Here is a 19,462-nt window from a genome sequence, read left to right as displayed (position 1 = left end):
CATGACAAACGATCAGATCGAAGCCTGGGCGAAGGATCCGCGCCGCGCGGACACGATGCCTTATGGCCTCTACGAGCCCCCGCACCGCAAGGGGATCACCGGCGCCGCGCTGGTGGTCCGGGGCGCCCTGTATTTCCGCAACGGGTGCACCCCCGAGGTCCGCAAGGCGCTCGTGAGCTGCTTCGAGCAGTACAGCGCGGTGATCGACGAGTACCACCACGCCAGCGAAGTGGCCGCCGGCCAGGAGCCGTCGAAGACCGGCCCCCTGCGCTGGCTGTACGCCGAGGGAGAGGACCCGACCGCCTACGACCCGTCGGGATTCGCACGCCTGGCGTCGTCGGTGCCCGCCAACCAGACGCTGGCCGTGGCCATGACCAGCGCCGACCACAAGCTCGCCACCGGTTTCTACGATTTCACCGTGTTCGCGCTGAGCGACTGGAAAGCCGAACGCAAGCGCGGCCTGGATGCGGTGTCCTTCACCGTCCCGCGTGCGTTCCTCGTGCACCGCCCCGCTCGGTTCCAAGCGATGTTCAACGCCTTCGCCGAGGCCCTGCCCACCGTCCACGGTCACGCCGGGTTTGCGGTGAACGTGCCCCCGATGGGCCGCCGCCCGAACGAGGCCAGCGAGTTCTTCTACGCCCGCCGCTTCGGGCCCGGCGTCGACGTGGGCGACCCCGCGCGTGTGAACGTGCGCAAGCTCTACACGAAGATCAAGACGGTGGACTGGCTGAACGCGCTCGACGCGGAGCTGGTCCGCGAGGTCGGCGGTGCGTCGTCCCTCGCGCTCCCGCCGGACTGGTTCATCCGCGAGCCCTTGGGCGACGGTGGCCTCATCATCCAGGCGGGTGCCGCGCCGGAAACCGGGATCTCCGACGGTCCGGGCAAGCCGGTCCTGCCGCCGCCCGCGTACGTGATCCTCAACCAGGCGCTGCGCCCGATCGTGGCCGACACGATCGACACGTTGCAGGACGGGACGCTCGACAGCACCTCCCCGCTCCTGAACACGGTGGTGGCCACCGAGACTTGGCTGCGCCGGTTCGACGTGCCGGAGGACCAGATCAGCACCTGGTGGGTCGAGCTGCACAAGACGCCCAAGGTGACGGACGAACGCGCCGCCATCGAAACGCTCACCCAGAAGCTCCGGGAGCGCATGGGCCTGCCGGGCCGGTCCGCGTAGCGCCAATGGGAAGGGCCAGCGTTTCGCTGGCCCTTCGAGCATCGCAACCGGCGGGAGGAGATCACCGGTCGCCGTTGCTGTACGACCAGGCTCTCATGCCACCTGTTGCACGTCAAGCCGTGCCAAGGCACGGCCCAGCGTCTGGTCCGCTCCCTACCCGTAGCGCCGCGCCAGGTGCTCGGCTTGCGCCGGGGTCAGGCGCACGACCATGGACGCGAGCTGGACCTCCAGCCCGCTCCGGCGCAAGCGCCGCGCGATGCGTCTGGCGATCCGCAGCGGGACCAGCCGGGCCTTGTGCCCGATGGCGGTGCCGATCACGTGGCCGGTGCGGTAGTAGCGGACCGAGTAAAGCGTCCGGGTCTTGGGGGTGCGGGTCATCGTCGTGGTCCTCGTGGTGGTGATGCCGGGCGCCGCAGCACCCGGCTGGGTGCTCAGTTCTTCCAGATGTAGAGGAAAAACGCGTCCCGATTCGAGGCGTGCGGGTCGAAGCCAAACAGGCATTCGAGGCCCGGGGCGATGACCACCGTCATGCCGGTCTCGATGCTGCCCGGTGCATCTGTGAACCATTCCAGCGCCTGCTCGATGTAGGGGCTTTCTGCAGCCTCGCGCGTGACGTAAACCGGGCCACCGGTCAGGTCGTAGCGCAGGCAGGTGTCGCGGTCGAGCTTCACCACATCTGCTTTTTGTTGAGCCGGGATCGAGAAGGGAACGTCCTGGGCCAGGACGTTCGTGGTCGCGATGCGTTGCTGGGTGCGGGTCATGTCTGTTCTCCTGTGAGTGGGTTCTGCTTCCCGTTTTCGCCGTGACGTGGGAACAGACCAGCCCGGGAACCGGGGCCAGGCCGTCGCCGGATGCCGCACGCCCGAAGGGACCGGGAGAGGACGACGAGCGCCAGCGGTGCCTTGCCCCAACAGGGGAACGGGTTGGGCTACACGTCGGTCGGGAGGCGAAAGGGAGCAGTCGCGCAACAGGGGAATGGACCCGCACCCAGCGCGGGAACGCATCGCGATGCCGTGGACTGGGTGGTGCGTCGTGCGCGGTTCCGGGGGAAATGCTGTGCAGGGGGGGGATGGTCAAGCCGTGCCCAGGCACGGTGCCAGCGTTGCGACGCGCGAGAGCGCGCCGCCTGGTCGGGCAGGACGTGCTGGGCGAGCCGAACGAGGACACCGTCCGAGGGTGGTACCGGACCCGAGGGAAACACCCCGGGGCCGGAGGCCCGGTCGATCGCTTCCGCGCCCTCGCCCAGGGGACGACGTCCTGCCCGCGATCGAGGCCGAAGGCCTGCCGTTCGAGTGCCCGGGTCCCCGGGCGGTGTTGACGTTGGCGGAACGCCCCCGCGCGTTCCGCTCCCCCGCTGCCAGGGCCCACCCGCACCGGGACCTGGTAGCGGCCAGTCGGTCCGCCGGCCACGTCGTGCTGCCGTCCCCGTCAAACCGTAGCGTGCGGGGACGGGCCGTGCCTGGGCACGGCCTGGGGGTTAGCTGTTGAGCCACTCGTCGTAGGACTTCACCCGCCAGCCCAGCGATTCCGCGTTCGTCCGGTAGATCTCGTATTCGGCGTCGTTCGTCCCGCGCGCCTGGGTCTGCCAGTCAGCCCGGGGGAGCAGTCGCGGATCGTCGCCCGTGGTGCGAGCCATGCCGTTCAGGTTCCGCACCGCGTCGTCCACACCGCCCTCCTCCGCGATCAGCTCGTTGACCGCTTGTTGCTCGGTGCAACCGGTGCGGCGCACCACCGCCGCCACACGTTCGTCCGGTGCGTATTTCGTTGTCAGGTGGTGCATCGTTCTCTCCGTTGGGTGGGACCCGGCAAACCGTAGCGTGCGGGTCCCGTGTTGGTCAGCCCGCCAGCCGGCGGTCGTAGTCCTTCATGAACGCCCGGTCCGCCAGCGGATCGCGGGTCTTCGTGAACATCAGGCGGTCCATCACCGCCGCCACGTCGGCCGGGAGCCAGCGCAGCGCGTACCGCCCGTTGTCGCGCAGCAGTCGTCGGGCCTTCTTGTAGTCGTTCCGGGTCATCGCGATCTCCTCGGTGGAAAGGTCCAGCGGGGTGTCACCACCCCGCCGGGGACGCCTTACGCGCGGGCCATCGCATCCGCCTGACGGCCTGCCATCACGTCGAGCTGACGCGCTGCTGCGCTCCGCTCGTCGAACGGGGTCATCGGCCAGCGATACCCCTCGACCATCGCCTTGCGGGTGGCCTTGCTCAGGTGCTTCTTGCCCGCGATCTCCTCGTCGGTCGCGCCGACGATGGTGGTGAAGAACTCGTGGGTGCCGGCGGCCGTGGTGGCCAGCACGAACACGCGCAGGTAGTGGACCTTCGGCTTGTCCGCTTCGGGAGCCTTGCCCGCCGGTGCGGGTGCTGCTGCCGTGGTGCCCTCTGCCGTACCGGTGTTGCTGGTGGCGTCCGCCACGTCGGCGAAGGTGGCATCTGCTGCCGGTGCTGCTGCGGTGCTGGTCGTCATGGTCCCCTCCTGGTTGTTGACGTTGGAAACTTGCTCTTGGGAAGCCTTGGGGCGCGAGGAACGGCGCGGTTTGGCTTGTGCGGTGGTGTCGGTAAGGTGAGCCATGGTGTTTCTCCTTCTCAGGGTGGGTTGAGTTCGTTTGCTCTTCGGAGCCGCCTTGACGCATAAAGAGGACGAACAGGACCACGGGGCCAGGGCACGCCCGGATGCCGCACGCGCCGAGGAACAAGGGGAACGGGAGAGGAACGTGGCAACGCTGCGCAGCACCCTTGCCCCACCAGTGGGACGGTTTGGCCTATGCGTCGGTGAAAGGCGGACCGGGGAGCAACGAACGTTTTCAACCACCCCTGAGCCCAGGGATCACCGCGCCACGCTTGACACCACCGCCGACGGGCAACCCGCCCGTCGATGCTCGGCCGCCCTACGGTCGAGTGCCGTGGTCGTTGCCGTCAGCGGAGCACCTGCTGGATGCTTCGCCCAACGCTCGGAGCGGCCCTCCGCGCTGGACGGTTCGAGCGCCGCTTTTCACGCCCTGCCAGGCCATCCCGGCCGGTCGTGGTCCCGCGGGCTCCGGCGGTTGAGCGTCAGCAGCACCGTAGTGGCGTCGATAGCGATCAGTGGCCGAATCGCCTGCCCGCGCCGTTTTGCAGCCCCGCCCTCGCGGGGCACCCCGCCCGTCAGGTCGTCGACTCGCCCCGCTTCATCGCGTCCAGCTCGGCGAGCATGCGGGCCCGGGCTTCGTTGTTGATCTCGTCCATCCGCTGAGCGATCAGCGAGCTGTCGATCAGCACGCCCAGCCGTTGGTTGTCGGGGTAGCTCCAGCCGTGGGCCATGCACAGCACCCCCTTGAGCATGGAAAACTCGTTGTCGTTGCCGCGGAACCCGTCGACCAGGGCCTGGGTCCGGACGGTGCGTGCGTTCTTGCGTGCCATCGTGTTCTCCGTTTTTGATGGGGTGGACCCGTGCCGTGGCACGGATCCGGGTGAATCAGTGGGTTTCGACGTCGCGCGACGCCCAGTGCGCCGCTTCCAGGGTCTCGCGGTGCGCCTCGTTGGCGGCCTCCGCCATCAGATCCATGGCCACGCCCTCGAGGTACCCGTCGCTGTCGCTGTCGATGCCCCACAACGCGTGCCCGTAATCGTTCGCCACGAGGTCGTCCATGTCCTCGTCCTCGCCCAGCAGAGTCACGACCACGCCCACCCAGTGCCACTGGTCGGCGGCCCAGCGGCGCAGGTGCTCGAAGTCCAGACGCACCGCCTCGGCGCGCAACTCGCCCTCGGTCAGGGGTTTGCTCGGGTCACGCCCAGGGATGGTCACGGTCTCCGTCGCGCGGCGGTGCTCCTGCATCAGCCCGCCGAAACGGTGGGACACGGTCGCATTGCCCACGGGGCGGCGCACCACGCGGTCCTTCGCCAGCCGGGCGATCAACGCCTGACGCTGCGCGTCGGACAAGCCCCAGCCGTCACGCTTCGCGATGCGGTTGGCCTCGGCCACGTCGTAGAACCGCTTGCTGCCGTGGTCGCTCGAAAGGACCCACTCGCCCGGGCGCTTGTCGCGCGTGGTCCAGTCGCTCACCGGGCCGTGGCCGTCCTCCTCGTCCCACGGGGCGCCCTTGTCGTCGTCGGTTTCGACGTTGAGCCGGAAGCGGTACGTGGTCCCGTCGATCGCCAGTTCGCGGACCTCGCCGTCGTGCACCCAACCACGGGCGCGGGGTGCGGAGATGCCGGAGATGGTGGTCGTCGTCATGGTCGTGGTCCTTAAACGTTGGTCAGGTAGTAGTCGTAGATCGCCCAGTCGTAGCGACCCGCCAGTTGCTCGGCGTAGGCCACGGCCAGCTCATGCGTCGCAAGGTCCGCCACGCCCGCCACGCCGCCCTCCACCTCGTGCAGGTAGACGGAGAAAAACTGCGGGTTCTGGTTGTCCACCTCGCAGCAGCTCTTCGCCGGGTCGATCAGGTCGATCTCCTCGCGGACGCCCTGAATCTCGATCGCGTCGAAACGCTCGGGGGTGCCGTTGATCACCTCGGTGGCGTAGCACTCGTTCTTGAACGGTTGGGCCGGTGCCGTTACACCTGCTGTTTGGTGAGCCTGGGAGGCGAAGGAACCGTCGCGGTTTGCGCTGCTCGTGCCGGTCTGTGGGTTCGTCGTGGTCATGGCTGTGTCCTTTCCGTGGGTTTCTGCTGTCTGGAGCCGCCTGACGTCGGAGAAGCCCTGCCGGGACCCGGGGCCATGGGATCGCCGGAAGCCGCACGCCTGAACCACGAAGGGGTGAAGGACCGGGTGAGGACCGATCAGCGGAGCGCACCATTGCCCCACCAGGGGCACAGTGTTGGGCTAGACGTCGGGTTAAGGCGGACCGGGCAGCGACCACGGAAAGGTGTGGACCACGCGCCCACGGGGGAGACCGGCACGGCGCGGCGAGCAACGCCGCGGGACGTTCAGCCGTTCGAGGTTCAGACGTTCGGGGTGGGGGTCACCCGTGCTGTGGCACGGATCCAGGCCACCGGGAGCCCATGAGGTGCCCGGCTGGACCCGCCTTGGGGTTGCCGGTGGGTCAGCGTGCCCAAGGTGTGCCACGGCACGTAAGAAGTGCTTGCACGCCCGGGCGAATCTTGAGAAGCTCGGGCTTTCAGCATCAACGGGATTTCAAGGGATGGCGACGACAACGGACGTGATGGACCTGGCCGACGAAGGGGCTGTGAAACGGACCCGTGCACCACGGGGCCATCCCATCCCCGTCAAACGTGTCCACGGCTACCTCTGGAAGAAGGACAAGGACACGTTCGCGCACCTGACCGCGCAGAACGGTCTGCAAATGACCGAGACCTTCACCCGGGAAGTCGAGCGGTGGCTGTCGGGCGCGTTCGAGCTGGAGGTGGTCGAGCTGCCGGACTTCAAAACGCCGCGGGACGACTGGCCCGGTCGTCAGCCCAAGCCGAACAACGCGAAGGTGGGCGTGCGGTTCGTGGCGGACCTGCCCGAGAAGGTGTACAAGCGGTTCAAGCTGCAATGCGTGAAGCTCGATTGCTCGATGATCGAGATCACCTCGGCGCTGATCCAGCGCTGGAACGCCGAGCACCAGTAACGAAAAAGCGGGCCACGGCCCGCTTTCTTCTTGGTGCGCCCTCCTCCCAGCGCGCCGTCATGCCGGGACCGCCTGGCGCGGTACCGGTTCGACCAGGGCGTGCGCCAGCAGCCACGCCTCGTCCAAGGGCAGTGGCGCCGCGTACGGCTGATACGACGCGTCCTCCTCGTGGAACGATCGGAGCAGGTCGTCCGCTGCTTCCCGTGCGTTCTCCGCCACCGGGTGCCGGTCGAAATACGTGTCCCGATCGTTCGCCAGGCGCTCCGCCATGCCGGGCTTGAACGCGAACCAGCCCTTCTCCACGCCCGCCTGGTCGACGTTGAACAGCACTCGCAGGACCTGTTGCAGGACCCAGGGCGAGCCGAACTCCGCCGCCCGGTCGCCGAACGACCACACGGGCATGTCGTGGCCACGGGGTTGCAGCGTCAGGAAGTACGACGCGCAGCCATCGTCCCAGCCCAGGACGCCGTACCGGTCCCACTGGTCGAGCGTCCGACCGTTCAGGTCTTCGAGCGCCAGGTCCGGGGGAAGAACAAACACACGCGACAACGATAAGCGCGACATTTCAAATACCTCCAACAGGTCGTGGTTGAGCCGGCCCAGGGCCGAGCGTTTTTCCAGGATTGCACACAAATCCGGTTTTGCAAACGTAACGATGACGGTCCCACCGTCGCGTGGCGTCAAAACCTCGGGCAACCCACCAGCACCCCGCCTTCGGCCATCATCGCGCGCCGGTGGGCTCGCCCGCCCATGTACACGTGACCCAACGCCTGATTTCGCTGGAAGCCTTTCCCCTCAAGGATTCTAGCGATCATTAAGACGTGCCACGGCACATGTTGACATCATATCGGTACCCGTGGTTACATGCCAGTCATCCGTGCCACTGCACGGTCATTACCCGACAAGCCGTGCCACGGCACACCTAGAAAAAGGACACCCTCATGAAGCCGATCACCATCGTTGCGTGCAGCACCAAGGGCGGTACGAGCAAGACCACCACATGCGTGAACCTGCCGGACGCCATCGCCCAGGAGCTGGGCGTGGAGCTGGGCCCGGGGTACGACGCCCAGCTTTTCGACCTGGACCCCCAGATGTCCGCGAGCGAATGGCACGAGGCCGCCGGCGACGGTGCCCGTCCGTTCCCGGTGCTGGCGTGCCCGCGCCCCACACTCGACCAGTTCCTGGCGACGGTGCGGGAGCCGCGCGACCTGCGGGTGTTCGACTGCCCGGGGATCGAAGCCTCGAACCCGGGGACGATCGCCGCGGTGCGTGCCGCCGATTTCGTGCTGCTGCCCATCCAGCCGTCGGCGTTCGACATGTGGGCCAACGCCAAGCTGGTCGACATGGTGCGCACCCGGATGGACATCACGGACGGGCGCACGAAAGCCGCGTTCCTGATCACCCAGGCGTCGCCGCGCTCGCGCCTGGCCCGCCTGACCCGGGAAGCGTTGCTGGAAACGGGGATCCCGGTGCTGGACACCGTGATGCACGCCCGCAAGAGCTACGTCGAAGCGGCGGCCAACGGGGTGACGGTGTTCCAGCACTCGGACGCGCAGGCCCAGGCCGAAATGCGGGGCGTGGCGCGCGAGGTCCTGGCGATGCTGGCGACGTGCCACGCCGCCGACCGCGCCGCAGCGTGAGGGGGTGCCTGTGAAGACGACGCTTTCGTTTCAACGCCCCAGCGCCCGCAAAGCCCAGGACGAGAAGCCGGCCGTTGTGGTGCCCCCGCCCGCGTTGCGCCTGGTCCGCACCCCGGAGGCGCAACGCAAGGGGAACAACGCCGCGGGCAGCACGCGATTCCACGTACGCCTGCCGCTCGCGCACAAACGGTTCCTCGAAGCCAGGGCGGAAGCCTCCGGGTCGACGCTCACCACCCTGCTGCGCGGTCTGCTGGAGGACTGGCTGGCCGGGACGGTGACCGTGGCCGTCGCGCCGGTCGCGCCCGCTGACGATCGGGAACGCCTGAGCCTGGACCTGCCCACGCCGCTGTACCGCCAGGTCAAGGCACGGGTCAGCGCCGACGGGTACCGTCTCACCGACGTGGCCGTGGGCCTGATCGAGCGCCTCATGGCCAGCGCGCGCCGACGCTGACGCGCACCGCTGTATGACAAAGGCCCGGATGAACCGGGCCTTTTGCACGAGCCACGCCTCATCGAAGAGGTTAGTCGAGCGTTGCCAGGTACTCCCCAAACGCGTCGGCATCCACGGGGTCCGTGAGGATGCGCGACAGGCACGACAAGTTGCGCTGGGTGAGCAACTGGCGGCCGGACTCCACGGCGTTCTGCGCCCGTTGGAGCTTCTCTTCAACCGTGCCCGTCCACTTGACCCATTTCGCCAACTGTTCATAGGTCATGGTGTCGATGTCGAGATCGGCGAGTGCCTTGCACCGCGCTTCCAGGTCGAGCACCAAGATCTCGCGGACATCGTTTTCTCGGTACAACGCGTCCAGATGCCCGATTTGCCCGACGGGCTCGTCGATGTAGTGCGGACGCGGTACCCGTCGACCCGTACGAGCCTCTTCCGCATCGGTCTCCGCTTTCGTGGCCTCTCGCGGGACCACGACCAAGCTGCTACCCGTTTTGATCATGTCCCCCACACGGCGGACGATCGCCGCCGGACACCCCCGGTTCAGTTCGACCAGGGGTCGTGAGCGCTTGTACAGCCAATCCGCGCCCCGGTCGCCCTTCCGGATCCCGTCGATCGCTTGCGTCAGATCGTCGAGACGGAAATGGAAGCTCCAGAGCGTTTCGCGGTTCTCCTTCTCGGTCACGTCGCGCTCAAACTGACGCGACATGTCGCTGAAGTCCACACCGAAGTGGGTCTTTCCGCAATCCTTGCCGATGTTCGTCTCGAGTCCGCTCTTCGTCACCACGATGTAGCCGCGGTTGTGCGGCGTGTGGCAGCTCGACAACCCACACCGAAGTTTGTCCCGAAACGCATACCGCCCGATGATCGCTTTCAGCTCGTGCTGCTTCGGATCAAGATCGTTTGTGAAACCGGCCCGCTCACTGATCTCGTCCCAGGTGTCGACACGAACGAGCTGCTTGTCGGTATTGATGGTGATCAACACGTTCCCCTTGGCGCCCCTGCGCCATACAGTACATCGTTCAGGTGCATCTTGACGGTTCGCCCGCGACGCGGGAGCCCACGTTGGTCAGTTTAACCGCACGAACTCTATTGAAGGGTCATCAAAGGGGAACGCTGGGGTGGTTGTACCAAGAAGGCCCGGTATCCCGGGCCTCCTGTTCCCTCTTACCGGCTGCGACCGTAGAACACCTCGGCCTCGCGCTCGCGCTGCAAGCGCAGCACCCGTTCGGCCTCCAGCTTGCGCGCCTGCTCCGTCTTCTGCGCCACGGCCAAGGCCTGCTGCTCCGCCTCGCGCTTCGCCAACGCCTGGGCCTCGGCCTTCTGCCGTGCTTCGTGCGCCGCCCGTACCTTGGCACGGTGAGCCGTGAGTTCCGGCAGGGCCGTCGCGAACTGGCTCTTCGTCTGGACGGTCGACGCCTCCCGCTCGTTCGCCGCCTCGCGCGTGCGCAGGTCCACGGTGGTCGCCCCGCTGGCCAGGCGCTGGCGGGATGCCTCCTCGCTCTCCGCCGCCTGGGCGATGCTGCGCGCCTTGATCGACTCGCGCTCCTCCGCCCGGGTCTCGGCCAGCTCCGGCGGTGCCTTGATCGGTTCCAAACGACGGGCCGCCCCGCGCTGCTGCGGACGGATCTCTTTCGCTTCCTCGCGGGTGATCCGCTGAACGTCCATGGTGGTGACGTTCAGGGCCTGCTCCGTCAGGGCCTGGGCGATGCCACCGCGCCGGGTGCCGTCCTCGTCGATCCGCCCGAGCAGGTCCTCGTCCACGCCGTAGATGCCGTACTCGTCCTTCATCCGGGTCATCGCCACCAGCGCCGACTGGTTGTTGACCATGTGCACACCGCCCGGACCCACGTAGTGCAGGGTCTTGTCGATGCTTTGGCCTTGGCTCTTGTGGACGGTGCCCGCGTAGGCCAGCATGACGTCCGGGCAATCCTTCGTGTCGAACGACACGTAGCGCCCGTTCTGCTCCGGGATCTCGGAGACCAGCCGGATGGTCATGATGTGGCTTTTCTTGTCGTCGGACGGCCGGAGCTGAGTGACGATCCCGCCCTCGCCGTTCGACACGCCCAGGTCGTCGTGCTTCTCGGTGAACAGCACCTTGTCACCGGTGGCCACGATCTCCTGGCGCCACTCGTCGTTGACGATCAGCCGCACCCGCTGGTCGTCGCCCAGCAGGCCCCGGTCCTTGAATCCCTGGCGAATGTCCTCGTTCATCTGTTGCACCTCACGGTTGGTCCCGCAGATCACCAACGTCTGCGCGTAGTCCCGGTTGAACTCGTTGAACACGCTCGTGTCGATCGACACCGTGTGCTTCGGCTTGTTGAGATCGGCCGGCGTCACCTCCACCTGGATCAAGTAGCCCTCGCCGGCCTCCTTCATCTCCATGGCCCGCACCACGCCGATGTCGTTCGCGTTGATGCCCAGCGCCTTGTCCCCCGCGCTGAACACCACCTTGTCGCGCACCGCCATTTCGACCTCGCGCAGCTCACCGCTCACCATCAGCTTCACCGTGTCGGACTCGGCGACGCCCTCGGACTTGAAATAGTCCTTGACCAACATGGCCCGGGCTTCCACTTCGGTCTCCGAGGTGCGAATGTGGCCGTTGGCCATGTAGCGCTCGAAAATCTTCTGGCCGTCGCGCTCGTCGTACAGCATGTTCGCCGTGATGCGGTCGCGCTCCTGGCGCTGACGGCGGATCTCCTTCAGCGCGTGGTCCTGGACCCGGGCCTGCATGATCCGGAAGCCCGACCCGGCGCCCACCGGCTGCAACTGCAGGTGGTCGCCCATCAGCACCAGCTTCGCGCCGGCCGCATCGCAAAGGTTCTGCAGCTCCGCGATGCTCTGGGAGGTCTGCATGCCTGCCTCGTCCACGATGAGCATGGTCTTGCTGTCCAGCGGGAGCTTGCCGTTTTTGATCCGGTGCAGGGTCGTACGGGTGGAGTAGCTCTCCACCCCGCTCTCGCTTTGCAGCTTCTTCGCGGCCTTCCAGGATTCGGACACGCCGATGAGCTTCCCGCCGGCCTCCTCCCACGTGATTTTGGTGGCGATGAACGACGTGGTCTTGCCCGTGCCAGCCCGGCCCGAGATGATCGCGTTGCCCCCGGTGTCGGAACAGATGTAGCGGACGCTGCCCTCCTGCTCGGCGTTCAGCTTCAGGTGCGGGTTCTTCGCCTGGAACTTCGCCAGGCCCGCGTCGACCTGCTCCTTGGTCAAGCGGATGGACTGCTCGTCGGCGCGCGCCGCGGCCTTCTTGATGATGCCCGCTTCCAGGTCGATCATCGCCTGGGACGCGTACCGCGCCACCCCGGTCTTCGGGTCGTGCTCGAACGCGACGACGCGCTTCACGTCGTCGAGGATCGCCTCGGTCTTCTCGATCACCCCGCGCATGTCCAGGCGGCCGACGTATTCGAACGCCACCTGCTTCATCAGCTCGAACCGGGTGAACAGGGACGACGCGACGTGGACGGTCTTGAGGATCTCGTCGTCGGACTTCGGGGCCATGTCCTGCTGCTTCTCCTGCCCCTTCACCGGCTCCAGGTCCTTGTGGCCCAGGTTCGACACAACGGCCGGGTCCTTCAACGCCGCCACGGACTGGTAGGCGTTCGGGTCCTTGCGCCGGACTTCCTCGAAGTGTTCCTTCCAGATCTGGCGCAGCTCAACGATGCCGGGCTCGTTCTTGTCCTTCCTGGTCCGCTCCGCGGCCTGGTCCTCGGTGACCTCCGGGTGGGCCTCCATGTACGCCAGGATCTCCATGCGGCGCTTGCTGTGCGCATCGCGGCTGAACTCGTCGACGCCGGCGACCCGGAAAAAAACGTCCCCGGTCTCGCGCCCCTTCGCGTTGAGCTGGATGTGCTTGTCGATCTGGTAGCCCAGTTCCTGGACCTCGTGCGCAAGCTGGTTCCGGTAGATCGCTCCCGCTGCGTGCTTGATCGCCATCAGGGTGCTGTTCTCGAACGTGGTCACCCGTTCCTTCCCGTCCGGGCCGATCGAGTGCACCATGTTCATGACAATAAAGTGCGTGTGAAGATTGGGCTCCAGCAGGCGGTTGGTGTAATGCGTGACCTCCGCCGCGATCATGCCGACGTTGCGGACGATCTCGTTGCCCTGGGCCCCCACCCGCGCGTACAGCTCGGATTCGATGAACTTGATCATGGCCCGCGCAGCGCGCTTGTGCGCCTGGATGATCGCTTCCCGCTCTTCCGGGGTGTTGGTCGGGTCCGCCATCAGCATGGACACGGTCTTCTCGGCCGTGGCGCACATGTCGAACGCCGCACGACGCCCGGGCCGGCCGATGTTCTGCACACCCTTCGCCCCGTCCGGGAGCTTGCCGTTCAGCAGGTTGAGCAGAACCTCCTCGCTGACCTCGCCCTTCAACCCCAGGGCCTCTGCGCCCTTGCCGATCCATTTCGTCTGGTTCTCGATCTTCCCCGTCAGCTCGTTGACGTAATAACGGGCTTCCTTCGCCAGGAAGTAGTTGACGATGTTGTTCCCGTTCTTGTCGTGGCCCTTCGGGCTCAGCGCCATCATCGTAAGCATGGTCCCCTCCTAGATAGTACGCCTGTGCCCTGGCACGGATAGATCGAATCCCCGAACCGTCGGGTCACGGTCCACGTTAACGGGTCCCGGGGCCTCGTCAAGCCCGCCCGATCGCGTTTTTTGCAACGCCTCAAAGCGACCGCTCGGGCTCGCTCTCCGGGGTCTGCGTGCGCGCCGTGACATGCCGAACAATGCTGATCTGCTTATTCGGCGCCACCACGGTGACCTGCCGGACCTCCCCGGTCTGGTTGTCGATGACGTTCTCCACGTTTTTCGCGGGAGCCTGCGCCCCCTCGGCGATCTTCAACGCTTCCATCACCAGGTGCCCACCGGGAACGATGGCGTCCGCCAGCGGGCCGGCCACCGCCTCGAGCAGCAGTGAGGTCGACTCGTCGATCTCGCCCGGGTCGTGCCAGTCGCCGCGGCGCTCCTGCTCCCGCTGCAGGTTGGCGGCGTCGACCACGGCGTGCTGGTACTCCTCGCTGTCGCGCTCGACGTCCACCTCCACGGTCTCCACCACCAGTTCCTTCTTGCGCTGCATTTCCAGCTCATACAGCTCCATCGGGGACAGCGGGCGGTCGTTCGACGGTGTGGGAGCCGCGGGAGCGGTCGGTGCCACGTGCTCGGCGGACGGCTCCTCGGACGCGGACGCCCCCTCCGCGAGCATCGCGTCCAGGGCAGCGCCACCGGACTCGTCGTTCGCGGTGGCGGTCGGAACAGCGGACGCCTCCGCCTGGGTGGCGGCCTGCTGCGCCATCAGCGCCTCGACCTGCACCATCGGGGCGTAGTCCTGCAACGCCGGGACCTTCCCGCCCACCAGCCAGGCGGCCAGCGGAGGAACGGCCGCGTCCGACGCCGACGGCATCTTGTCCTTGTCGATGAACGGCCAGAGCAAGTGGTAGAGGTCCGATCCGATCCGCACCACCGCTTTGATGCCTGCCTTGCGCCCTCCCAGCCAGGACCCGCGCTGCTTGCCCATGTCCCGGGTGGAAGACAGGATCTCCGGACGGATCACCGGGACCTCGACGCTCTCGTAGGTGGTGGGTGTCGCCGGCTGGCCCTTCGCCGCGGGCCGCCCCTCGTGCGTGATCTGCACCGTGCGCTTCGGGAAGTTGGCGGCCATCTGCGCCCCCATCTCCGGCGCCGCCGCCCGGCCCAGGATTTTGATCGTGGTGTTGCCCGAGATCCGGCCCCGGCCCTCCTGCCCGTACAGTTCGACCAAAGCGTCCTCCGTCTGCACCGCGATGACGTGCACCATGCCCTTCGACCGGCCCAGCTCGAGCGCGTCGAAAATCGACTCCTTCTTGCCCTGGCTGGTGAACTCGTCCTCCATGAACAGCAGCGTGCGGCCCGTGCCATCGGTCGGGTTGTCCGACAGGCTGAGCATCTTCGCGGTCAGGAACGCGTGCATCGCCAGCAGGTAGCCCTTGGTCAGGGCCTTGTACTCCAGGTTGTTGCGCAGCACGATCTGGTGAACGCCCTTGCGACCGTTGCGCGCCACCCGGTCGACGAACAGCCGGAGGGACACGCGGCGACGCTTCGGTTCGCCGTCGGCCGGTTCTCCCCACGCCTTGCCCAGCTTGATGATGTCTAGGCTGAACGTGCGGAACGTCACCTCAAAACTCTTCACCGTGTTGGACTTCTCGTAGTCCGCGATCAGCCGTGCGGTCGCCGGGTCGTGCTCGGCCGCCCAGGTGTAAATGTCCTTCATCGCCGACTGGATGCGGTACGCCAGGTGGCCCCAGTGCCAGGGCTTCGGCTTCTCCACGCCCGCTGCTTCCGCACGAGCGCACGCCTCGCGGTAGGCGACGATCATCGACAAGACGATGGTTCGCAGGATGCCCCGCGCACCGTCGGACCACATGGGATCGTTTGACGGTGGGACGTAAGCGTTGGCGAACACCGTGGCGTCCTCGTCGCGGACTAGGTCCCGCCCAATGTCCCACGCCGCGTCGGTGTCGGAGAACGGACTGATGGTGGCCACGTTGTCCGACCGCCGCCCGAGCTGCTTGTTAATCGTCCTGATGACGTGGCTCTGGGTGCCCTTGGCGTCCATGATGACCATGAACACGTTCTGGACCAATGCCTCGTACGTGAGGTGGGCCAGAATCGCACTTTTCCCGGAACCTGCCGCGCCCATGATGATCGCCGACGTGCTCCACGCCTGTTGGCTCAACCAGGTCAGCTCCGGGTGCAACGGGAGGAACGGGGCCTGGTCACCGTTCAGCTCGAGCACCGCCTGCTCGGCGAGCTTCACCGCGTCCTTGCCGTCGTGGAACTGCATGCCGGACAGGTGTCGGCTGTTGCAATAGACGCGGTTCATCTTCGACGTGATGTACGCGCCGACCCCGACACCGGGCACCGTCGCCAGGGCGGCCTTGCCTTTGATCAGCCACCAGTTCATCTGGTCCAGCCCGTACTGGTAAGCCGCCACGTTGTCGGCGAACGGACGGTTGCGCATCTCGCGGTGGAGGAACGTTTCAAACCAGTAGAGCGCGTGCTTGGACAGGGGCATGTGGCTGACCCCGCCGAGCGCACCGGTCTTGCTGGCGACCCACCACTCCACGCCCACGGCCACGGCCCACGCGACGGTCCCGATGACCGCACCGCCCACCACGGCGCTGCCGATCAGGCGGTACGGCTGGTCAGGTGCCAGGTTGGCCGGCGGCTTGAACGCCGCCCAGTGAACGATCTTGGCCATGCCCTGGTCCTCCTGCCGAATGGGAAGATCCAGGGTAGCCGTCGCGGAGCGTTACGCAAGTTACGCCCCACCGCGCTGAAACCCCACCCGGTCGGGACCGGGCGATTCCGCTTCGCGCCCTGGGCCCGGGTCGATCACCGACACGCGAGGAACCGGCGTCAGCACCGCTTGTCAACCGGCCCCAGCGCCGGGAGGGGTTGGGGGGTGTCACGGGATGGGGATGTGCCCTGGCACGGACTCGCCCGTACCAAGATCGGGATCAGCGGAGCGCCAGGTAGCCGAGGGTGCCCACCAGGAGGATCACGCCCAACGGGAGGCCGTAGCACCGCACCAGCAGGTGGGCCCAGCTCTTCTCCGCCTCGCGGTCGGACGGTTCGGACACGTCCTGCACGGTCGCCGGTTCGTCGTTGCTCCCCACCACGTCGCGCGGCAACGACCAGTAGCGCCACCGGGCGCGCTGAATCCGGACGTGATCGTCGTGGCCCATCCAATGCTCCTTGCCCATGGCGACGAACGCACGGATCCGCACGACCGTCGAGCGGGTGCGAATCGCGTTCAACAGCAACGCGACCGTCTCCTTCCGCTTTCCCTCCGGCAGGACGTTCAGCCCCGCCACCAGGTTGCGCTCCAGATCAATCACCGACGGGCTCTCGCCCTCGGTCGGCACCTCGGACAGCCCCTCCGGCTCACTTCGCTTCGAGATCCCCATCGCACCGCCTCCTAACTAGGTACGCCCCCAGGTTCGAACCACCGGCAGAGCGCGGGAGCGGGCGCCCTGCCGGTGGGTGGATCAGTCCTTGCCGTCCTGCGGGTCGTCCAGCTCGGACAAGATCCGCTGAATGTCCTGGTCGTCCCGCGAGCCAACACCCGCGTGCCAGCTCGGCTTCTTCGCCGGAACAGGTGCCAGGGCACGGGGCGAGCCCGACGACGCCGCCGCTGCGGTGTTGCCCGCGCCCATGGTCGACACGGACGGGGTGCCCGGTTCGTCGAACGGGTCGGGTTGCGTCGCCGGACGGCTGGCCGGGGTGTACCCGGTCTTCGGGAGCGGGTCCCACGGCGGGTCGATCGGTTCCTCCGTCGACATGACGGTCGGAGCGATTTCCGCCGCCGCGTCCTCCTTGTCGTCTACCACCGGCTTCACCAGCGGCTTGGGCTGCGGTTCCGGCATGCCGGTGTTGACGCCCTTGGTCAGCGTGATGCCGCCCACCCGGGCGAGCACCACGTTCGCCTCGTTCGACGCCGACCGCAAGTTGTCGAGCAGGTGGGACACCACCTCACCGGCGTGGTAAGGCACGTCGCACACGTGGTCGCAGGCCCGGTGGATCGCCCAGTCGTCGTTGGCGCTGTGCCCGACGCCGACCACGACGAAGACCCCACGCTCGCGCAGGGCTTCCAGGGCCGCGACGCTTTCGGGGGCGTTGTAGGTGTCGAACTGCCCGTTCTTCACGTCCCCGCCCCCGCGCACCACCGCCACGATGTCGCCCTTGTTCGGGTACAGCACGTCCAGCCGGTCCAGCGCCTCCGACAGGTGGCCCCGGGCGTCCACGCCTTCCTTCGCCGCCTTCATGCGGACGGTTTCCGTGATCGCGTGGCCGCCCCGGCTCAGGCGCTTCTTGAAGTCCAGGAACCCGTCCGAGTGGATCGCCGCCGTGGTCACGCAGAACACCCGACCGGTGATCTCGTCCGTCGATTGGGGAACCCGGGTCTCCTCGATCGGAGCAACCAGGTCAGCGCTCGCCGCGCGCACCAGCGCCGGTCGGGCCATGATCTCCTGCATGACGGTGTGCCGCATGTGCGGGAACCGGGAGGTGCCGACCTCCACCAGCTCCGACCAGGTGTCCCCGCCGTTCAGCGATGCGCTGGCGAAGTAGACGAACGCCTCGCGGCCCGTCCGGATCACCAGGTGCTCGCGCACGGTCGTCGCCTTGCGCCCGGCCAGGGTCTCCATGTAGGTCAGCGTGCGCTCGTCGATGGTCGGCAAGCACACGACGTTGCAGCAGTTCTGGACGAACGCCTCGACGGCGAAATGGTTCTTGGCCTTGCCGTGCAGCGAGGTGATGCTCTGGGTCAGAAAGATGTTGATGTGGCCGTAGCCCCGGGAAATGTCGATCCAGTTGGAGTCATCGTTGCTGGAGCCGTCCGCCGACAGGATCTTCTGGAACTCGTCGTGCAGCTCGCCGGTGAAACGGTCGACGCCGTAGACCACGCGCTTGCCGTCGATCACCAGGCTGTCCCGGTGGTCCTGCGCGCCACGGATGACGTCGTGGTATTGCATGCGCAGGATTTCGGCGACGAACAGCGCTGCCTCCCCGTAGGTGTGGGTGGGCATTTCCAGGACGATGAACTGCTGCTGTACGTACACCAGGTCGAACCAGTCGATCCCGGTGGCCACGTCCGCGCAGAAGGCCCGGCGCAGTTTCGGGTTCTCGTAGAACGGACGGGTGATGGTCAGCAGGCTGGCCACGTGCCAGGCGTACTGCTCGAAAATCTTGGCGTCGTCCGTCGTCACCATCGAAACCTTGGTCGGGGGCGCGCTGCCCACCTGGGTGATGATGTCGGTGGTCTTGCCCTTCTTCGCCGACGGGTCCTTGGCGAAATGCAGCATGGAGAACACGTAAGCCCCGGTCTCCCGGGAGCGCAGCGCCACCAGCGTGTCCTCCGCCGCCTCTCGCTGCTCCTGGGTGGTGTAGAGCGCCTGGAACCGGTGGGCCAGCTTGTAGCGCGCCACGAACTTCAACGGCTCGTTGAGGTAGTGGAACAGGTCCGCCAGGGTGGGCTCCCGGCGCTCGACGTGGCGGATGAACCGCGCGATCAGCACCGCGTCGGTGACGCCCTCGCTCCCCCAGTAAGCCTCACCGCCCTTCACCTTCGAGCTGTACAGCGTCAGGAAATCGCGGAGCTTCTGGTCCGACCAGCCCGCCAGGAGGTTGCTGGGCATCGTGTCGCTCGCCGGCCCCAGGATCACGCTCCCGTCCAGGCGACGGCAGACGTTGGCGTAGTCGCCCTTCACCACGTCGGTGACCAGCATCGCCACGCGTGCGTCGTGCAGACGTTTCAGCAGCGGGATGCCAGCGCCCGTGGTCTTGCCCGTCCCGGTGCCGCCCAGGATCACGACCGAGGTGGTGGCGTCGCGGAACGTGAGGACGAGTTCGACCGGCTGGGTCTTCCCGTCCGCCGAGCCCGGCTTGGTGTACGCCAGGAGCGCCTGACCCGCCAGCGGTTTGGTCCGGTCGATCTCGGTGGGAAGGACAAAGGGTGCCAGGGCACGGTCCTGCACCAACGGAACGGCGGTCTGAACGGGTTGGGGTTCTGCTGCCTTCGGGGGTTGGGGTTCTGCTGCCTTCGGGGGCTGGGCTTCGGGAACGCCCAGCATCTTGAGTACCGCCAGTGCGATCTTTTTCACGTGTCTCCTCCGTGA

The 19,462-nt window shown here is 67.0% G+C and carries 18 protein-coding genes; 4 read left to right on the top strand and 14 right to left on the bottom strand.

Features of this window, described 5'->3' with window-relative positions; all coding sequences use genetic code 11:
* The first annotated feature begins 1 nt into the window (after position 1).
* The gene (locus BKK80_RS08910; protein ID WP_071069070.1) at positions 2 to 1,177 is read left to right on the top strand and encodes a DUF3396 domain-containing protein; all 1,176 of its coding nucleotides are present in this window, start codon (positions 2 to 4) and stop codon (positions 1,175 to 1,177) included.
* A gap of 153 nt (positions 1,178 to 1,330) precedes the next feature.
* Here the strand turns inward: BKK80_RS08910 and BKK80_RS08905 are convergent, their stop codons facing one another.
* From BKK80_RS08905 to BKK80_RS08870, 8 genes are all read right to left on the bottom strand, one after another.
* Entirely contained in the window at positions 1,331 to 1,555 is a 225-nt protein-coding gene (locus BKK80_RS08905) for a hypothetical protein (RefSeq protein WP_071069068.1), read from the bottom strand.
* A gap of 53 nt (positions 1,556 to 1,608) precedes the next feature.
* Positions 1,609 to 1,938 (bottom strand): hypothetical protein, encoded by a 330-nt coding sequence (locus BKK80_RS08900; RefSeq protein WP_071069066.1) that lies wholly within the window; start codon positions 1,936 to 1,938, stop codon positions 1,609 to 1,611.
* Between the two features lie 716 nt (positions 1,939 to 2,654).
* On the bottom strand, positions 2,655 to 2,957 hold the full coding sequence (locus tag BKK80_RS08895; RefSeq protein ID WP_071069064.1) for a hypothetical protein: 303 nt from the start codon (positions 2,955 to 2,957) through the stop codon (positions 2,655 to 2,657).
* Positions 2,958 to 3,012: 55 nt separating this feature from the next.
* Complete coding sequence (locus tag BKK80_RS08890; protein ID WP_071069062.1) at positions 3,013 to 3,192, bottom strand: hypothetical protein; 180 nt, start codon at positions 3,190 to 3,192, stop codon at positions 3,013 to 3,015.
* A 56-nt stretch (positions 3,193 to 3,248) separates the two neighbouring features.
* Positions 3,249 to 3,743 (bottom strand): hypothetical protein, encoded by a 495-nt coding sequence (locus BKK80_RS08885; protein ID WP_150728578.1) that lies wholly within the window; start codon positions 3,741 to 3,743, stop codon positions 3,249 to 3,251.
* A 572-nt stretch (positions 3,744 to 4,315) separates the two neighbouring features.
* On the bottom strand, positions 4,316 to 4,570 hold the full coding sequence (locus BKK80_RS08880; protein WP_071069058.1) for a hypothetical protein: 255 nt from the start codon (positions 4,568 to 4,570) through the stop codon (positions 4,316 to 4,318).
* Between the two features lie 55 nt (positions 4,571 to 4,625).
* Positions 4,626 to 5,384: a hypothetical protein gene (locus BKK80_RS08875; RefSeq protein ID WP_071069056.1), complete on the bottom strand. Its 759-nt coding sequence runs from the start codon at positions 5,382 to 5,384 to the stop codon at positions 4,626 to 4,628.
* An 11-nt stretch (positions 5,385 to 5,395) separates the two neighbouring features.
* Positions 5,396 to 5,791: a hypothetical protein gene (locus tag BKK80_RS08870; protein WP_071069054.1), complete on the bottom strand. Its 396-nt coding sequence runs from the start codon at positions 5,789 to 5,791 to the stop codon at positions 5,396 to 5,398.
* A 520-nt stretch (positions 5,792 to 6,311) separates the two neighbouring features.
* Here BKK80_RS08870 and BKK80_RS08865 point away from each other — a divergent pair.
* Positions 6,312 to 6,722, top strand: coding sequence for a hypothetical protein (locus BKK80_RS08865; protein ID WP_071069052.1), 411 nt, complete (start codon positions 6,312 to 6,314; stop codon positions 6,720 to 6,722).
* Positions 6,723 to 6,779: 57 nt separating this feature from the next.
* Here BKK80_RS08865 and BKK80_RS08860 read toward each other — a convergent pair whose 3' ends face one another.
* Positions 6,780 to 7,355, bottom strand: coding sequence for a hypothetical protein (locus BKK80_RS08860; RefSeq protein ID WP_071069050.1), 576 nt, complete (start codon positions 7,353 to 7,355; stop codon positions 6,780 to 6,782).
* A 308-nt stretch (positions 7,356 to 7,663) separates the two neighbouring features.
* Here BKK80_RS08860 and parA point away from each other — a divergent pair, with 308 nt between their 5' ends.
* Both parA and BKK80_RS08850 read left to right on the top strand, forming a co-directional pair.
* Positions 7,664 to 8,362: a ParA family partition ATPase gene (parA, locus tag BKK80_RS08855; protein WP_071069048.1), complete on the top strand. Its 699-nt coding sequence runs from the start codon at positions 7,664 to 7,666 to the stop codon at positions 8,360 to 8,362.
* A gap of 10 nt (positions 8,363 to 8,372) precedes the next feature.
* The gene (locus BKK80_RS08850; protein ID WP_157903184.1) at positions 8,373 to 8,813 is read left to right on the top strand and encodes a hypothetical protein; all 441 of its coding nucleotides are present in this window, start codon (positions 8,373 to 8,375) and stop codon (positions 8,811 to 8,813) included.
* Between the two features lie 70 nt (positions 8,814 to 8,883).
* Here BKK80_RS08850 and BKK80_RS08845 read toward each other — a convergent pair whose 3' ends face one another.
* The 5 genes from BKK80_RS08845 to BKK80_RS08825 form a co-directional block, all read right to left on the bottom strand.
* Positions 8,884 to 9,792 (bottom strand): hypothetical protein, encoded by a 909-nt coding sequence (locus tag BKK80_RS08845; RefSeq protein ID WP_236903736.1) that lies wholly within the window; start codon positions 9,790 to 9,792, stop codon positions 8,884 to 8,886.
* Positions 9,793 to 9,974: 182 nt separating this feature from the next.
* Positions 9,975 to 13,343 carry a MobF family relaxase gene (gene mobF / locus BKK80_RS08840; RefSeq protein WP_071069044.1) on the bottom strand — a complete coding sequence of 1,123 codons (3,369 nt, stop codon included), beginning with the start codon at positions 13,341 to 13,343 and terminating at the stop codon, positions 9,975 to 9,977.
* Between the two features lie 130 nt (positions 13,344 to 13,473).
* Positions 13,474 to 16,044, bottom strand: a complete 2,571-nt coding sequence (locus BKK80_RS08835; RefSeq protein WP_071069042.1) for a type IV secretory system conjugative DNA transfer family protein — start codon at positions 16,042 to 16,044, stop codon at positions 13,474 to 13,476.
* A gap of 259 nt (positions 16,045 to 16,303) precedes the next feature.
* Complete coding sequence (locus BKK80_RS08830) at positions 16,304 to 16,753, bottom strand: hypothetical protein (protein ID WP_071069040.1); 450 nt, start codon at positions 16,751 to 16,753, stop codon at positions 16,304 to 16,306.
* Positions 16,754 to 16,834: 81 nt separating this feature from the next.
* Positions 16,835 to 19,447 carry a type IV secretory system conjugative DNA transfer family protein gene (locus tag BKK80_RS08825; protein ID WP_157903183.1) on the bottom strand — a complete coding sequence of 871 codons (2,613 nt, stop codon included), beginning with the start codon at positions 19,445 to 19,447 and terminating at the stop codon, positions 16,835 to 16,837.
* Positions 19,448 to 19,462 lie beyond the last annotated feature (15 nt).

Source organism: Cupriavidus malaysiensis (assembly GCF_001854325.1).
Lineage (GTDB): Bacteria > Pseudomonadota > Gammaproteobacteria > Burkholderiales > Burkholderiaceae > Cupriavidus > Cupriavidus malaysiensis.
The sequence above is the reverse complement of the archived record's forward strand: the minus strand, read 5'-3'. Positions and strand labels throughout refer to the sequence as shown.

Bases quoted from the DNA above. Each gene is read 5' to 3' on its own strand.
- BKK80_RS08905 (WP_071069068.1), bottom strand. From the start codon at position 1,555: ATGACCCGCACCCCCAAGACCCGGACGCTTTACTCGGTCCGCTACTAC.
- BKK80_RS08830 (WP_071069040.1), bottom strand. From the start codon at position 16,753: ATGGGGATCTCGAAGCGAAGTGAGCCGGAGGGGCTGTCCGAGGTGCCG.
- BKK80_RS08910 (WP_071069070.1), top strand. From the start codon at position 2: ATGACAAACGATCAGATCGAAGCCTGGGCGAAGGATCCGCGCCGCGCG.
- BKK80_RS08835 (WP_071069042.1), bottom strand. From the start codon at position 16,044: ATGGCCAAGATCGTTCACTGGGCGGCGTTCAAGCCGCCGGCCAACCTG.
- BKK80_RS08900 (WP_071069066.1), bottom strand. From the start codon at position 1,938: ATGACCCGCACCCAGCAACGCATCGCGACCACGAACGTCCTGGCCCAG.
- BKK80_RS08885 (WP_150728578.1), bottom strand. From the start codon at position 3,743: ATGGCTCACCTTACCGACACCACCGCACAAGCCAAACCGCGCCGTTCC.
- BKK80_RS08875 (WP_071069056.1), bottom strand. From the start codon at position 5,384: ATGACGACGACCACCATCTCCGGCATCTCCGCACCCCGCGCCCGTGGT.
- BKK80_RS08880 (WP_071069058.1), bottom strand. From the start codon at position 4,570: ATGGCACGCAAGAACGCACGCACCGTCCGGACCCAGGCCCTGGTCGAC.
- BKK80_RS08895 (WP_071069064.1), bottom strand. From the start codon at position 2,957: ATGCACCACCTGACAACGAAATACGCACCGGACGAACGTGTGGCGGCG.
- parA (WP_071069048.1), top strand. From the start codon at position 7,664: ATGAAGCCGATCACCATCGTTGCGTGCAGCACCAAGGGCGGTACGAGC.
- BKK80_RS08870 (WP_071069054.1), bottom strand. From the start codon at position 5,791: ATGACCACGACGAACCCACAGACCGGCACGAGCAGCGCAAACCGCGAC.
- BKK80_RS08890 (WP_071069062.1), bottom strand. From the start codon at position 3,192: ATGACCCGGAACGACTACAAGAAGGCCCGACGACTGCTGCGCGACAAC.
- mobF (WP_071069044.1), bottom strand. From the start codon at position 13,343: ATGCTTACGATGATGGCGCTGAGCCCGAAGGGCCACGACAAGAACGGG.
- BKK80_RS08865 (WP_071069052.1), top strand. From the start codon at position 6,312: ATGGACCTGGCCGACGAAGGGGCTGTGAAACGGACCCGTGCACCACGG.